This window comes from Shewanella sp. A22 (assembly GCF_053850585.1).
Genome location: NZ_JBSQBN010000115.1, coordinates 1 through 14,649, shown reverse-complemented (window position 1 = coordinate 14,649; position 14,649 = coordinate 1). Strand labels below are relative to the sequence as shown.

At 44.8% G+C, this 14,649-nt stretch carries 8 protein-coding genes and 7 pseudogenes; 11 read left to right on the top strand and 4 right to left on the bottom strand.

Annotated features, from left to right (window positions below; translation table 11 throughout):
* Window positions 1–71 precede the first annotated feature (71 nt).
* Both ACWXWT_RS16670 and ACWXWT_RS16665 read left to right on the top strand, forming a co-directional pair.
* Window positions 72–257 (top strand): annotated as a pseudogene (locus ACWXWT_RS16670) (transposase domain-containing protein); the annotation flags it as partial.
* A gap of 14 nt (window positions 258–271) precedes the next feature.
* Window positions 272–664 (top strand): annotated as a pseudogene (locus ACWXWT_RS16665) (integrase core domain-containing protein); the annotation flags it as partial.
* A gap of 4 nt (window positions 665–668) precedes the next feature.
* Here ACWXWT_RS16665 and ACWXWT_RS16660 read toward each other — a convergent pair.
* Entirely contained in the window at window positions 669–1,385 is a 717-nt protein-coding gene (locus ACWXWT_RS16660; protein ID WP_456042694.1) for a Crp/Fnr family transcriptional regulator, read from the bottom strand.
* 258 nt (window positions 1,386–1,643) lie between these two features.
* Between ACWXWT_RS16660 and ACWXWT_RS16655 the strand changes: the two genes are divergently transcribed.
* From ACWXWT_RS16655 to tnpC, 8 genes and pseudogenes are all read left to right on the top strand, one after another.
* On the top strand, window positions 1,644–2,621 hold the full coding sequence (locus tag ACWXWT_RS16655) for a DmsE family decaheme c-type cytochrome (RefSeq protein ID WP_456042693.1): 978 nt from the start codon (window positions 1,644–1,646) through the stop codon (window positions 2,619–2,621).
* 11 nt (window positions 2,622–2,632) lie between these two features.
* Entirely contained in the window at window positions 2,633–4,636 is a 2,004-nt protein-coding gene (locus ACWXWT_RS16650; protein ID WP_456042692.1) for an MtrB/PioB family decaheme-associated outer membrane protein, read from the top strand.
* 19 nt (window positions 4,637–4,655) lie between these two features.
* Window positions 4,656–7,061 carry a DMSO/selenate family reductase complex A subunit gene (locus tag ACWXWT_RS16645; protein ID WP_456042691.1) on the top strand — a complete coding sequence of 802 codons (2,406 nt, stop codon included), beginning with the start codon at window positions 4,656–4,658 and terminating at the stop codon, window positions 7,059–7,061.
* A 10-nt stretch (window positions 7,062–7,071) separates the two neighbouring features.
* Entirely contained in the window at window positions 7,072–7,701 is a 630-nt protein-coding gene (locus tag ACWXWT_RS16640; protein ID WP_456042690.1) for a DMSO/selenate family reductase complex B subunit, read from the top strand.
* 199 nt (window positions 7,702–7,900) lie between these two features.
* A complete protein-coding gene (locus tag ACWXWT_RS16635) occupies window positions 7,901–8,509 on the top strand; it encodes a TorD/DmsD family molecular chaperone (RefSeq protein WP_456042689.1) in 609 nt (202 codons plus the stop codon).
* A gap of 512 nt (window positions 8,510–9,021) precedes the next feature.
* On the top strand, window positions 9,022–9,366 hold the full coding sequence (locus ACWXWT_RS16630; protein WP_456042688.1) for an IS66 family insertion sequence element accessory protein TnpB: 345 nt from the start codon (window positions 9,022–9,024) through the stop codon (window positions 9,364–9,366).
* 34 nt (window positions 9,367–9,400) lie between these two features.
* Window positions 9,401–9,706, top strand: a pseudogene (tnpB, locus tag ACWXWT_RS16625) (IS66 family insertion sequence element accessory protein TnpB); the annotation flags it as partial.
* Window positions 9,707–9,733: 27 nt separating this feature from the next.
* Window positions 9,734–11,073: pseudogene (tnpC, locus tag ACWXWT_RS16620) on the top strand (IS66 family transposase).
* A gap of 328 nt (window positions 11,074–11,401) precedes the next feature.
* Here tnpC and ACWXWT_RS16615 read toward each other — a convergent pair.
* The 3 genes and pseudogenes from ACWXWT_RS16615 to ACWXWT_RS16605 form a co-directional block, all read right to left on the bottom strand.
* A pseudogene (locus tag ACWXWT_RS16615) lies at window positions 11,402–11,593 on the bottom strand (ISAs1-like element ISSpu13 family transposase); the annotation flags it as partial.
* Between the two features lie 79 nt (window positions 11,594–11,672).
* Window positions 11,673–12,923, bottom strand: coding sequence for a group II intron reverse transcriptase/maturase (gene ltrA / locus ACWXWT_RS16610; protein ID WP_456042687.1), 1,251 nt, complete (start codon window positions 12,921–12,923; stop codon window positions 11,673–11,675).
* A 599-nt stretch (window positions 12,924–13,522) separates the two neighbouring features.
* Window positions 13,523–14,396, bottom strand: a pseudogene (locus ACWXWT_RS16605) (ISAs1 family transposase); the annotation flags it as partial.
* A gap of 118 nt (window positions 14,397–14,514) precedes the next feature.
* Between ACWXWT_RS16605 and ACWXWT_RS16600 the strand changes: the two are divergent.
* Window positions 14,515–14,649, top strand: a pseudogene (locus tag ACWXWT_RS16600) (IS66 family transposase zinc-finger binding domain-containing protein); the annotation flags it as partial.

Genomic DNA, 14,649 nt, shown 5'->3' with positions numbered 1-14,649 from the left:
CAGCAAAGGTGGGGTTACTGCACATAACGGGGAACTGCACATAATTTCGGTTATGTTGATATCAACATAACCGAAAAAATTGGTTATTCAGTCAGACAGCTAATGGGGCTCATGCTAGTGCCACGCTCTACAGTATTGTGGAAACCGCCAAAATAAATGGTCTAATTCCATTTGATTACATCATGGTTTGCCTTGATGAACTGTGTAAACCAGAACCCAATATCGATAGCTTGTTACCCTGGATTTTTAAAAAATAGGTGTGGTTTGCTAGACGGTTACAGCTAAGATGTACGATTTAGGCGTTGTGACCTCACGAAGCCGTCCAAGGGTAAGTAATGATAATCCGTACTCAGAATCGCTATTTAGAACGGTAAAGTATCATCCACGTTGGCCTAGTGAAGGTTTTAAGTCGTTAGAAGCAGCACGTAAATGGGTCAATGAATTTGTTTGTTGGTACAACAACGAGCATCGCCATAGCAGGATTAAGTTTGTGACACCAAACCAATGGCATGATGGTCTTGATGTTGGAATACTGGCGAAGCGAAAAGCGTTGTATCAGACAAAAAGAAATGAACATCCAGAGCGATGGTCAAAAGAAGAGCGAAACTGGCAGCCAATAGGCGCTGTGGAGTTAAATCCAGAGCAACATAAAGAAGCTGCTTAACAATTTAGGCGACAACTGTCTTGAAAAACGCCGCTACATCTGGGTCCACTTTGGCTGCTAATGTATTGAGAAACGCCGTTACATATGGGTCCAATTGGGCTGCTAACTTTTTAATATCCAGAATTTCTATTTGTGCATAATACCTTTTAATAATCCCTTCTTTCTTTAGCTCATCTGCTATTCTGGAATAATGCTGCCTGCTAACTCCCGTAAGGAGAGAGGCATCCTGAATGCTAATGTTTATTGATGTGTATCCGTATTTCTTTAGTGGAACAAAGATAAACAACAACATGAGTATAATATGCTCCTTTTTTTCTAGCACAGTTCTAAGGCTAGCTACTGCTCTGGTAGCTTCAAGCATTGCCACTTGCGATTTATAAAGACTGATGATGACTTTGCGTCTTAAAGACTCATTGTCTATTTTTGATGGGGTCAGGGCGATAATCTCAGAATCAACCAGAGCTTTTACAGTTAAGAGGGTTGATGGGAGAGTCATATGTTTAAAATAAGGGCTGCTACATGTGGATAGCAAGTCAGTGTACTGCGTCATCTGCAATCCATAACCACTCAATACAGCATAAAAAACGCCGTCGCGCTTTGGTAGGGTTTTAATTTCCTTTTCATTTATGGTCAATATGGAGTAGCAGTTAATTACTTGGTTTAATTCGTGTTCAGATAACCCCGTCTCAATTAGTTCGGCTATAAATTTTGATATATTCAAATTGACTATCTCTAGTTATTTAGCATGCCACTGCGCCAGTCATCCATATCCACCATACCTGCACTTTAGTTTTTTTAGCAAGGCTTTGCCCTTGAAAGCTTGAAGACTGTCACAGAGGGAAAATTAAAAATTAGAATGTTAACGACGTGCGTTGTCAGCGCCGATTATTTGTACTCTTATTACCTCGCAAGTCAATAGGCAGGTTGTTTGTTCCGAAAACACCCGTCCCGTATTGCTCAGAGAAAAATAGAGGGAAAAATGCAACAACAATACCCAGAAAAGTATAGGCGAGGAAGTGGAGGGTTAAGCGCAGCTTTATCCCTCATGATGGCGCTTGTTTTAGCGCTATTTGGCTCGCCGGGAGCCTATGCAGCTACTGCAGATATCGAAGCTCAACTCCTGAAGAAGTTTGCCAAGGGCGAGTATTCGAGCAAGGGGGCCGACACCTGTTTGAGCTGCCACGGTGATGAAGCGCCGGTGCAAGCTCTGTTTAGTGGTGTTCATGGCTCACTGGAACGCAGTGATGCACCCATGGTACAGCTGCAATGCGAGACCTGCCACGGCCCCCGTGGCCGCCATAAGGGCAAGAACGAGCCGATGATTTCCTTTGGTGAAAACGGTAATGTTTCCGGCGAGTTGCAAGATACCGTATGTTTGTCTTGTCATCAGGATGATGAGCGGATGCACTGGCAGGATAGCTTGCACGCGGATGTCGATATCGCCTGCGCCAGCTGTCATTCGATTCATACCGGCAGTGATCCGGTTCTGAATCGCGCCAAACAGGTATCGGTCTGTAGCGACTGCCACACTGAGCAGAAAATGGATATCAACAAACACAGTGCTCATCCGTTAGCGACAGATTCATCCGCTGGCGAGATGGTCTGTACCGACTGCCACGCCGCCCACGGCTCCATGACTGATGCCAGCCTGAAGCAAACCAGCCTCAACGACACCTGCTACCAGTGTCATGCAGAAAAGCGCGGTCCGCAGCTGTGGGAGCATGAGCCGGTGACTGAGGACTGCACCACCTGTCATAACCCGCACGGCAGTGTGAATGACAATCTACTGAATCAACGTGCACCTCTGCTGTGTCAGAGCTGCCATGCCAACGATGAACACTCCAGTCGCGCTTATGGCGATGACAACAGTGCCTTTACCTCAGGGCAAAGCTGTTTGAACTGTCACAGCCAGATACACGGCTCCAACCATCCATCTGGCAGTGCGCTGCAACGCTAAGGAGAAATGAGATGAAAACCAAACTAAGTATCCTCGCATTAGCACTGTTACAGGCAGGGATGGCCAATGCGAATGGCTTTGATTTAAGTGATGCCAATACCAAAAAGGTCAGAAAAACCAAATGGCAGTGTAAGCGTTGTGAAGTACCCGCGGCTAAAGGGATTTATGGTCTGAGTGCTGTCTGGACCGAAAACGACGACAAAAACGTTGCTAATGCCTTCGGTGAAGACAGCGAAGACGCGGCAGCATTGCAAGCGGATATGGTCTATCCCGGTGATAATCGAATCAAGGTCAATGCACACAACCTGGGTTTAGAAACAGGCTCAGGAAATATTCAGTATAAAAGCCAGGGTCTGACATTAGGGCTGGACTATCTCAGCCAGCTCAAAGTGGATGCAGATAATGCTGTGGCGCTTTATGGCTTCGACGATGAGGTGCTGACTGAGTTAACCGGCCCTCAAACCACTTCGCTAGAGAAAAAGCGTGAGCAGTGGCAATTGAACAGCAAGTTCAAGCAGCAATTCTGGAGCGCTTACCTCAACTATCAGTTGGAAGAGAAAACCGGCAAACAGGTCAGCTCCACTCAGGCTGGCGTTTTCCCAACTAACTTCAATCGTCGTCCGGCTAACTTTGTTAAGCCTTTAGATACACAAACCCAAACCATCCAGACCGGTGCAGCAGTCAAAGGCAAGCAGTGGAATGCCTCGGTACACTATCAGGCAAGTCTGTTTGAAAATGACTACAAGGGCATCAACTCTGCCGATGATAACGGTACCCTGCAAAGCGGAGCCCCTGAAAACGAAGCCCATCAAATAACAGCCAAAGGGCAGTATCGCTTTAACGCTTTTAGCATTACTGGCCAGCTGAGCAAAGGCTGGCTGTATCAGGACCAGGACTATTACACCTTATCCAGTGTGCCCAACGGTATCACTCATCTGGGCGGTGAAGTCAAAACCACCGATGGCAAGCTACTAATCTCGGCAAAGCCAATAAAAGGCCTTAGACTAAGAGCCCAATTCAACTATCTGGACAGAGATAACCAGACGCCAGAGCGTACCTTTATTTATGATCGCACCAACCGTACTCGATACGGTGCGACCCAAACCAATGTCGCACTGGACCGTGAAAAGCAACGCTATCTGCTGGATGCTCGCTATCGCTTAGACTCACAAACCACACTGATTGGTGGTTACGAATACGAAGAGAACGAGCGCAGTCACTCAGTCAGGGAAACCACTGAAGAGGACCGTCTGTTCGCCAAAGTAAGCTACAGAGGCATTCCACAGTTGCAGCTCAGCTTGGAAGGCGAAGTCAGCGAGCGCGATGGCTCTACCTATGATTCCAATCGCTACACCTCTGAGATTGATAACCCGCTGTTGCGTAAGTTCCATCTGGCAGACAAGGAGAGTAACAAGCTCACCGCCAACGCCAGCTATAGCGCAACAGATAACCTCAATCTGGACCTGAGTGCACGTTACAGCGATGACGATTACACCGACACTGAAATCGGACTGACCGGGTCACAAGACACCGCTTACGATTTAGCAGTTAACTACAATCACAACAACGACCTCTCTTTCAGCCTCTACGGTGGCCAGCAGTGGATAGACAGCGACCAGTCCGGCAGCCAGTTATTCACTACCGCTGACTGGATGGGAGAAACCGAAGACAGCTTTAGTCACATCGGTATGGGCAGTCGTTATAGCAACCTGCTTGATCAGAAGCTATCACTCACCCTGAGTTACGACTACTCCGAGTCGAAGTCAGAGACAGCAGTCACGGGTCAATCGCCCTTTGGTGATTACACCGCTTGGCAACACAAGGTTGCACTGACTGCACAATACCAGATCAACAAGACCACCCTCGTCGAAGCTGGTTACCGCTATATCCGTGTGTATGACACCGACTATACCGAGGTGGCACCGCTGGCTATCGATGGCTTGGTCACGCTGGGTGATACCGACAACAACTTCCAGGCGCATCAGCTGATGCTAACCCTGAGCTATGCGTTATAAAACAACTAAGGATAAAAACATGCAAAGACGAGATTTTTTAAAACTCAGTGCTGCCGTTGGCGCGACTTCGTGCATTACTGCGTGCGGTAGTGAAAAGTCACAAATTTTATCACCACCAGAGGCTGAAGTAGCAGAAAAAATAAACTGGTATGGATGTACCGTTAATTGCTATGCCACTTGCCCTATCAAAGCAGTCACTCAGGATGGCGTCCTTGTCCGTATCGAATCAGATGACATGGAAGCAGATACAGATGAAATGCCACAACACAGGGCATGTTTACGAGGAAGATCAGGAAAACAGAAGGCAAACTGCGCCGACAGGTTGACACAGCCGATGAAGCGAGTGGGTCCGCGCGGCTCCGGTGAGTTTGTAGAGATTAGCTGGGATGAAGCAATCACAGAAATCTACGGAAACATGAAAGCTACCATTGAAAAATATGGTAATGAGTCACTTTACGTGCCTGTAGGCTCAGGAAAAATCATGTCGGGCATGAATGGGTTATCACCGGCGCCGTGGCTAAACAATCTGTTGAGTTTAGTGGGGGGATACCTAGGTCACTACTATAGCTATAGCTATGCAGGCTTAGAGGAGGCATGCCTGCGTACATACGGCGTAGAAAGATTTTCAGGGAGTAACCTATCGATAGCAAGGGATAGTGATTTAATTGTTGGTTTTGGTTTTAACCCAAATGAAACCCAAATGTCGGGTGCCGGACAATCATATGAATGGACCAAGTTAGCAGAATCTAAAGAAATTATCCTCATCGATCCCCGCTACACTGATTCCACATTGGGCAAAGAGTCACAATGGATCCCGATTGTTCCTGGTACCGATGCCGCGTTGGTTGAGGCGCTGTCTTACGAGATCATTACCAATGATAAAGCGGATGAAGCGTTTCTGAATACCCTCTGTGTAGGGTATGACTCAACAACCTTACCTGCATCAGCCGCTCCCAATAGCGATTACAAATCACACATACTTGGCTATGGACCTGATGGTGTTGTTAAAACACCTGAATATGCGGAAGAAATTACCGGCATCCCCGCAGACACCATTCGTGAACTTGCTGTAAAGCTATGGTCTGCTAAGGCACCTTTCATCACGTCAGGTTATGCGCCTCAACGTCATGCCAATGGAGAAAACACCGCGCGAGCATTGATGATGTTACCTCTTTTACTGGGGCAAGTTGGTAAACCAGGAACTAACGACTCTACGGCGCCAAATGCCTTCTACGGCTCTCCTTTTGCTATGGGAATTCCATGGCTGCCTAACCCAGTAAGCACACAAATATCTTTCTATATGTGGCCTCAAGCTTGCCTTGAAGGCGATAAGATGACAGACAAAAATGCTGGACTAAGAGGTGGAGACAAACTAGAGCAAAATATTAAGTTTATTTGGGCTAGCGCCAGCAACTGTCTGATCAATCAACATGGCGACTCCAACAAATGTGCAGAGATACTGCGTGATGAATCACTGGTTGAATTTATCGTCGTGCATGACGTCAGAATGACTCCATCGGCTAAGTTTGCGGACATACTGTTGCCCGACCTGATGGACTTAGAAGAACGGGATATGACGATTAGCACCAGGTCTCAGAACAGTGTGTTCGTTCCTGCAACGTCATCAATAGAAAGCCATGTCAACGGCAAAAACTGCTTTAATGTTTGCCTTGAGCTAGCGAAACGGTTTGGAGTAGAGGAAGAATATGCGCAAGGAAAGTCATATGAAGAATGGTGTGAACATGTGTTTCATGCAACGCGCGGATACTTCGTTAGCATAAATTCAGATGCCGATAACTTGATCCCTAAGACCTATGACGAGTTCTGTGCTGGCGGGCCTGTTACCATTCCGACCAATCTGGCTAGCGTTATTCTGGAAGATTATGTTTCTTCTGGTGGTGCAAATAAGCTACCTACCCCAACCGGGAAGATCGAGATCTATTCAGAGACCATTCAAACCTACGCAGACGAGTGGGAGTTACCAGAGGGTGATGAGATCTCCGCTATTCCGAAATTCATTTCGACCAGGGAAGGGCCACTTGATACGGAAACGCGCAAAGACTACCCATTGCAAGCATATGGTATCCATACAAAAGGGGGAGTGCATTCGAGCTTCAATTACCCCTGGCTTTATGAGGCTGTTTCTAACGTCATATGGATTAATCCTGAAGATGCCGAGAAATACAATGTTAATGATGGGAAAATGGCTTTGGTCAGCTCAAAGCGTGGCACCATAAAAATTAAAGTGAGGGTGACGCCGCGAGTTATACCCGGAGTTATGATCATGCGACAAGGTAATTATTATAATGATGTAAACGGTATTGATGAAGGTGCCTGTGCAAACACATTAACATCGGGAGTTCCAACCCCGCTTGGTAAGTGCAACCCACAACACACAATACTCGTAAACATTAAGCCGGCATAAGGACAGAACAATGACAACTAATAAATATGCATTTCACGTAAACACCGCGGCTTGTTCTGGTTGTAAAACATGCCATATTGCTTGCAAGGACAAAAATGATAGTCCGGTAGGAGTAATCCTTCGTAGAGTATATGAGTACGCAGGAGGCTCCTATAACAGAACTGATAATGGCGCATTAACAAGTAATGTTTTTGGGTACTATATGTCTATCGGATGCAATCATTGCGATAGCCCTGCTTGCACAAAAGCGTGCCCAACGGGGGCCGCCCATAAAAAATCAAACGGGATTGTTGATATCGACCAATCAATCTGTATAGGTTGCGGCGCGTGTGCGGAAGCATGCCCCTACGATGCTCCTCAGTTTAATACAGCGACTCAGACCATGAACAAGTGCAATGCTTGTTATGATCGGTTATTGGAAGGTAAAAACCCTTCTTGCGTCGATGCTTGCCCTATGAGGGCACTGGATTTTGGCACAATCGAAGAGCTGAATAAAAAATACCCCAACTCTGAGCGAGGAAATATCGCCCCATTGCCATCTTCGAGCATTACGACGCCCAACTTGTTCGTAAAACATAATGTTAACGCTCGACCTATCGGAAGTTCTGACGGGAAGGTTCTTAACTCTGACGAGGTTTAATCTTATTCTTATTTAGTTAAACAAAAGAATACCCCCTCCTTTCACATTCATGGAAGGAGGGGGGGGGTAGTTTATATCTGGCTAGTCATTTAAGGAGAAGCTGTGCCGATATAGGATAGAAACGGCTTGGCAATTGATTGGCTATTTAAGATTTGCATTTTAATATGACAACGTACGACTTTTTGAACCTGGAGAAAATATGAGCCAAACTCATAACTATGCTTCCGCAGTATGTGGTGTTTTGCATAATGTGTTTTACCAAATACCCACCGCTGACTTTCTGTCTAGAATTAACGAAACCGAACTGCTTTCTGCGTGGCCCAAATTTGATACAGATATTAGTTCTGCATGTGATGTGATCCGCAATAGTTTAGAAACAGACTCTATGAAAGATATTGAGCGAGACTATTATCAACTGTTCATTGGGCCCGGCACCAAAAAAGCATACCCCTGGGGGTCTGTATACACAGATAAAGATAATCTTCTGTTCGGTGAAAGCACACTTGCAGTCCGGGGATTTTACAAGTCTTATGGCATAGAATTTGAGCTGGATGGTAACAAGCCAATGGATCATTTCGCTTTGATCCTGGGTGTTTTGTCCGAATTCTTTTCACAAGAGAATGAAGATGCGATAAAGCTTCTCCTCGGGCAACACTTGCTTCCCTGGAGTCAACGAGTCATTGATTGTATTACCGGAAATGCCAAAACCGATTTTTATCGTGGATTTGCACAGCTAATGCAGGCTTTGCTTAACGACTGGATGCTACGACTGGATATAACACCAGTTGAGATGCCCCTATATCGTTAACATAGACTGGACCTTAAGAATTGAGGTGGTCGCATTGAACTCGATTATCAATAATCTATTGTTTTGTTTAGATTTTGATTGCTGGATATGACATTCTCGGTTTGAACCAGCTTTGTGTAGTCTTCGCGACTTATTGAGTGGTTCTTTGGCTGTGTTCAGGTTTGATTTGGCTATTAAACCTGATAACACCAAGAGCATTTTTTATACATTTTTTAGAAATATCCGTTAAAGCTCATCTCTATGAGCTCACCTAAACATATTTTTCATTTTCTTGTGAAGCTTTCCGACAACCAGGCTCCAATCTTTGTGCAACTCAACCAGTTTATCTGCCTGTTACTTTGGTCGTGGTAGGAATGAGCATTACTGCTCACCCCTCGCACAGTTCCGGACGTGTACTACTAACGCATCCGGCTCCTACCTTGGGTGTTTGGTATGCGTCTAGCGAAGTACACCTATCATCGATGTTCTGATTGTTTAAAAATACCTGCTCAATGATAAATTTGGAGCAGGTGATGAAAACATACAGAACAACTACTCAGTGGCAGATGCGACTTCAACAACGCGGCTCGTTTAGTGGCACTAATATCGAATTTTGCCAACACCATAATGTCTCTATCACCACTTACTATAAACAGCGCGCTTTACTGGCTGAGTATCAGCCTAATTCAACCTTGCCACTGCAAACAACGAACCCCACATCATCACGTTTTATTCAGTTAAAACAAACCACCACTGAAGTCTGCGCGCAAACTCATCAAAATGTGGTTCAGTTTGATATCCGCACAGGCCAGTTAATGTTTCCTGCCAATTTAGCAACGAACGATATCGTTTCCATCATTAAAGGGCTGATGGCATGAAGATGTTTGTTGATGTGCCCCCGTTTATTTATGTGCGGATGTGGTCGATTTTCGTAAATCGATTAATGGTTTAGCCGCCTTAGTGGAAGCAGAGCTTGAACTACCGGTGCTCAGTGGTGCGCTATTTGTGTTTTGTAATAAAGGGCGCGACAAACTCAAACTGCTGTACTGGGATAACACCGGGTTTGCCCTGTGGTACAAGCGATTAGATAAACATAAGTTCAAATGGCCTAAACTCATGTCACCCACCATGACATTAACCGAGCAACAATTACACTGGTTATTAGCTGGTTATGATGTGATTGGCCACAGCAAAATTGATGTCGCAGGAGTGCTTTAATTATTCAAAAGATATGGCGATCGATTGATGATCATCAAAAGACGTTCAGTTAGCACTGGAAAGCCTTTTGTTATGCCTAAAATAGGCTTCATGAAAAATGAACTCGCCCTTAAACAGCGCATTACTGAACTTGAAAAACTGTTAGCGCAGAAGGATGCACAAATCGCAGCCTTGGAAGAGCGCTGGCGTTTAGCTCAACAAAAACAATTCGGCAAAAGTGCTGAAGGCTTTGTAGGGCAAGGTGAGTTATTCAATGAAGTGGAGGAAATGGTTGAAGCCGCTGAGGCTGAGCAACAATCCATTAGCTATACCCGTAAAAAGCCAGTGCGTAAGCCACTGCCAAAAGACTTACCCCGTGAGCAGGTTATTCACGATATCGAAGATAAAACCTGTAATTGTTGTGGTGGTGAGCTACATAAACTGGGTGAAGATAAGTCAGAAAAGCTTGAGTTTATTCCCGCTCAAATCAAAGTGATTGAGCACATTCGGCCTAAGTACGCTTGCCGTCACTGTGATAAATCCTCGATTCAAACACAGATAAAGCAAGCCTCAATGCCTGCCATGCCCATCAACAAAGGCATTGCAACGAGCAGTTTGCTCAGTCAGCTTATCACCAGTAAATACCAATATGGGTTACCGCTTTATCGCCAGGAAGCCATGTTCAAGCAATACGGTATTGAGCTCAGTCGCCAGACCATGAGCAGCTGGATAGATAAATCAGCCACACTGTTTGCGCCACTAGTTGAGCGACTTAAAGCCGAGCTGTTAAAGCAGCCCACGTTGTTTGCCGATGAAACGCCATTGAAAGTGGTGAAATCCGATAAAGTGAACAGTTATATGTGGTATATTGTTCAGGTCGAGATTCACCAGACCCGAATAACCCTATCCCTAATATCGTGCTTTACGACTTCCACAATAGTCGCGCGGCCGCCTGCGTGGTTAATTATCTTGATGGATATCAAGGGTATTTACACGTGGATGGTTATCAGGCCTATGCCAAAATAGAGGCAACCTTAATCGGCTGTTGGGCGCATGCTCGTCGTAAATTTATCGACGCGAAAAAGCGACAAGGGAAAAATAAAACCGGCAAAGCGGATGTGGTATTGAGCCTTATCCAAAAACTGTACGGCGTTGAGTCACGCGTTAAAGATAAAAGTGCGGATGATAAATACACGACAAGACAACAAGCCAGTGTGCCTATACTGGACAAGCTAAAAGCATGGCTTGAGCAGAACCAGCCAAATTTAGTGGGTAATGCCAAACTAATAGAAGCGGCTAATTACCTAGCTAATCAATGGCACAAACTCATTCGTTATGTGGATGATGGCAGACTGAGTATTGATAATAATCGTGCGAGCGAGCGGTAAAACCGTTTGTGATAGGCCGAAATTATGTGCAGTTCCCCGTTATGTGCAGTAACCCCACCTTTGCTGTATAGAACCAGCTAACCTGGTACTGTGCTTTAATAATAAATGCACATAATAGTGGTTCCTGTAATCCCGCAAGGTAACCACTCATGTTTCAAACATATATAAAATCCCGATCGTTTCGACGTGCGGCAGCACGATTACCGCAATCAGAGTTAGCTGAGTTTATTCAGTATTTTCTAGATCTCGGATATGCTCACAAGACTATACACAACTATTTGTGCGCCGTGATCCACTTTGCTGATTGGATGACGAAGCCAGGGGCTGATTACACTTTTTGACCAGTACCGAAAATAATCTCTTCTCTGAAATCGTCACTCCAGCAGGCTCGATTAAATTTCTGATTCTGGCTGGTTTTAGCTGGTTGAAGCTTCACTAAGTTGAGTGCCCATCGCCTTAAAATAGCCAGAATACTGGCACCATCCTCATCATACATTTTTTGCTTATCTTCTTGAAATAGCGGTAGAGTAGACCGCAGGAACTTCCCCTGCAGCCCCTCGCAGAACGGTACGTGAGCCTCTCGACTCATACCGCTCCCATTAAACCATGGATCCTCTCATTCCTATTCGCCAATGAGCAAATAGGTGGCGGTGAGTTTCGGCTATTTTCTCCATAAATTTACCGGCTCTCGTTTTGCGTCGTTTTAACTTTTTGTATTTATGCCTTGCCCACCAAATCAACGCTTTGTTTATCTGGCGGAAGACACGATAAAGTTCTGAACGACAGAAGCTGCCATAGTAGTTAATCCATCCATTTATAATGGGGTTTATCCACTTAGCTATTTGTTCAAGACTTAAGTCTACTCGCTTTCGAATAGCTAACATCCTAATTTTCTTTATCATCCCCTTTTGTGCATCTTTACTTACAGCAGGTGTAAAACTGATAAAGGTACCTTGAGTATGCCTGTTTCTGCATAGTCGCGGTCTGAATGTGTAACCTAAAAAGTCTAAAGCTGTGTTCTCATATTGCCCTTTGCGAGTGCCATCCTTGCAGTAAACAATTTTGGTCTTCGTTGGATGCATCTCAAGCCCACAATCTTTAAACCTTTTCCCAAGCTCAGCTCGCATTTTCTGTGCCTGCTCTTCGCTATTGCAATGAACTAGCCCATCATCTGCGTATCGACACCACTTCACTCCTGAGTGATTTTTATGCATCCATTTGTCAAAGACGTAATGTAGGAATAAATTCGCTAACACTGGGCTTATTACTCCGCCTTGCGGCGTACCCATGTTTCGCTCTATTATCTCATGTTCATCTTTCACCATTGGTGCTTTTAACCATCGTTCAATGTACAGTAGTAGCCACTTACAATCCGTATGCTTACGTACTGCCTTCATGAGCAACTCATGTGAAATGTTGTCAAACAACCCTTTAATATCAAACTCTAACACCCAATCTTGATACCAGCAGCGTTTTCTCGTCACACCGACAGCATCTATCGCTGACCGATTTGGCCTATACCCATATGAATGATTAAGGAAATGAGGCTCAACTAATGGTTCAAAGCTGAGCTTTGCGACCATTTGTGCTATTCGGTCTTGAATCGTTGGAATGCCAAGTATTCGTTCACCACCAGATTTCTTGGGTATTGCCACTGCTTTAACTGCAGGTGGGAAATAGCAACCTGATGACATTCGATTCCAGATTTTATATAAGTTGTTCTTTAAGTCTTTTTCAAAATCAGACATCGATTGCTTATCGATGCCTGCAGCGCCTTTATTCGCTTTGACTAGCTGGTAAGCCCTTACAACCTGCCACTTGTCAATTTCAAACCGATGCGTATTCGTCATAATATCTCCTCCTGCACAAGGCGCAGTTGGATAAAAGATGAATACTGTTTAACACGACCCCTTCGCTCCACGTTCATTACAAACGCTTCCTTACTACTACGAGTCGTTCCGTCCCAGTGCTAGACCTTGGTACTCTCATACTTACCATTTTGGTGATTTGTATTTCTCCCTTAACATTCTAACGACTGGTTCCCACAGTTCCTGAAAAGAGCCTAAAAATGAGATCACGCCTACTCTACACCGGACACCACTTACACAGCCTTCGGAGCAACCTGTAAATTTATCACCAACCTTAGACACTGCTGGCTTTTGATGTCGAGTCTTTGGTTTACGATGCGTCATCATAGGTTCGATAACTCGTCTTCTCATTTCATACCTGAGCGTTTTATAACGCTCGTTTCTTCAACGCTCACCACCAGTACTCTTAATACTCGCAGCTTGAAGCGGTTTGAAGCCAGCTTCCGACAGCAGACTCCGGTGGACCTACCACCATCTCTTCTCAAGCTTAGCCATAAGCTTTGCGTATATCCTTATGCTGCAATCCTATGTGCCTGTGGCACACTGTCTAAAAGCCAATGCTGATTATTTTCCGTTTGTCAATGCGCCCGAATTGCGCATCCAAATGCCTTTGAAGTCATCACGGCACTACTCACATAAAAGTGCGTGTCTATACTGGTTTTGTTACCCACTTTTCGATGACGTTCTACTGCTATTAATGTTTTTAGTTGAGGCCATTTCATCTTCATTTCGTCGGGTAAATTTAACGGACACTGAAACGTTATCCGTTTTTCAACTCGGCCATGGCCATTATCATCTTGCGTATAACATTCAGCATCAGGATACTTTTCAATATAATCAGCAAATTGTGCCTGTACAGACTCGTAGAGTTTGGGCTGATTACCTTTAACTTGAAGAATGCAATCACCACCTTCTTTCACTATATAATCAAGTGTTTGCGTTTGGCAGTGAAGGGCATCAAATGTCAGTAATTCCGATTTCAAATCAAGCCATGTGAGTAACTCTTGAACGAGTTTGAGTTCACTCTTTTTGCTCGCGCCTGATTTTGCATTAAACACCAACCCTGACTCTGTATCATAAGCCGTTACCATGTGTAACGCTGAGCTTGAAGCGGATGCTTTGGCGCCTTTAAGTACTTTACCGTCGATAGCTATCGATGATTGCCCTGTATTGATGCGGTGCTCATTTACCCAACTCATCAGTGCATCAAGTAGAGATTGTTTAGATACGCCTCTGAAAATGCGGCCAATGCTTTGCTGGCTGGGAAATACCATTAGCGAATGGGCGATGTTGGCGTAACCATTCCAATTTCAATGTGCCGAACTCATGGCAATCAGCCCAACTTTGGGCTCCTGAGATAACAGCACTAAGTACAAGAAAGCAGATATCAATGACATCATGTTCTTGATTTATATGGGAACGGCAATCAGTAATTTTATCAAGATGTTTAAGCATAGTAAGTCGGGAGCCAAAGAAAAAAGAGGGTTATTTGATCACACTGGCGAGATCAATCAAGTCTTTTTTTATCTCTTTGTTTTTAAAGATAACGTGTGAAAAATGATCGAGTATGATCAGCCCATGGCATCAAATGGGGCAAAGTGATAGCGAGACATTGGAATTCGTCCCTGCGCACATCAAGGTAATTAAAACGATTCGACCGAAATATGCTTGCCGTCAATGTGAGCAACAAGGCATTGAGGTTGCGATA

Excerpts from the sequence above, each read along its gene's own strand:
- ACWXWT_RS16655 (WP_456042693.1), top strand. The coding sequence starts at position 1,644 with ATGCAACAACAATACCCAGAAAAGTATAGGCGAGGAAGTGGAGGGTTA.
- ACWXWT_RS16640 (WP_456042690.1), top strand. The coding sequence starts at position 7,072 with ATGACAACTAATAAATATGCATTTCACGTAAACACCGCGGCTTGTTCT.
- ACWXWT_RS16635 (WP_456042689.1), top strand. The coding sequence starts at position 7,901 with ATGAGCCAAACTCATAACTATGCTTCCGCAGTATGTGGTGTTTTGCAT.
- ltrA (WP_456042687.1), bottom strand. The coding sequence starts at position 12,923 with ATGACGAATACGCATCGGTTTGAAATTGACAAGTGGCAGGTTGTAAGG.
- ACWXWT_RS16645 (WP_456042691.1), top strand. The coding sequence starts at position 4,656 with ATGCAAAGACGAGATTTTTTAAAACTCAGTGCTGCCGTTGGCGCGACT.
- ACWXWT_RS16650 (WP_456042692.1), top strand. The coding sequence starts at position 2,633 with ATGAAAACCAAACTAAGTATCCTCGCATTAGCACTGTTACAGGCAGGG.
- ACWXWT_RS16630 (WP_456042688.1), top strand. The coding sequence starts at position 9,022 with ATGAAAACATACAGAACAACTACTCAGTGGCAGATGCGACTTCAACAA.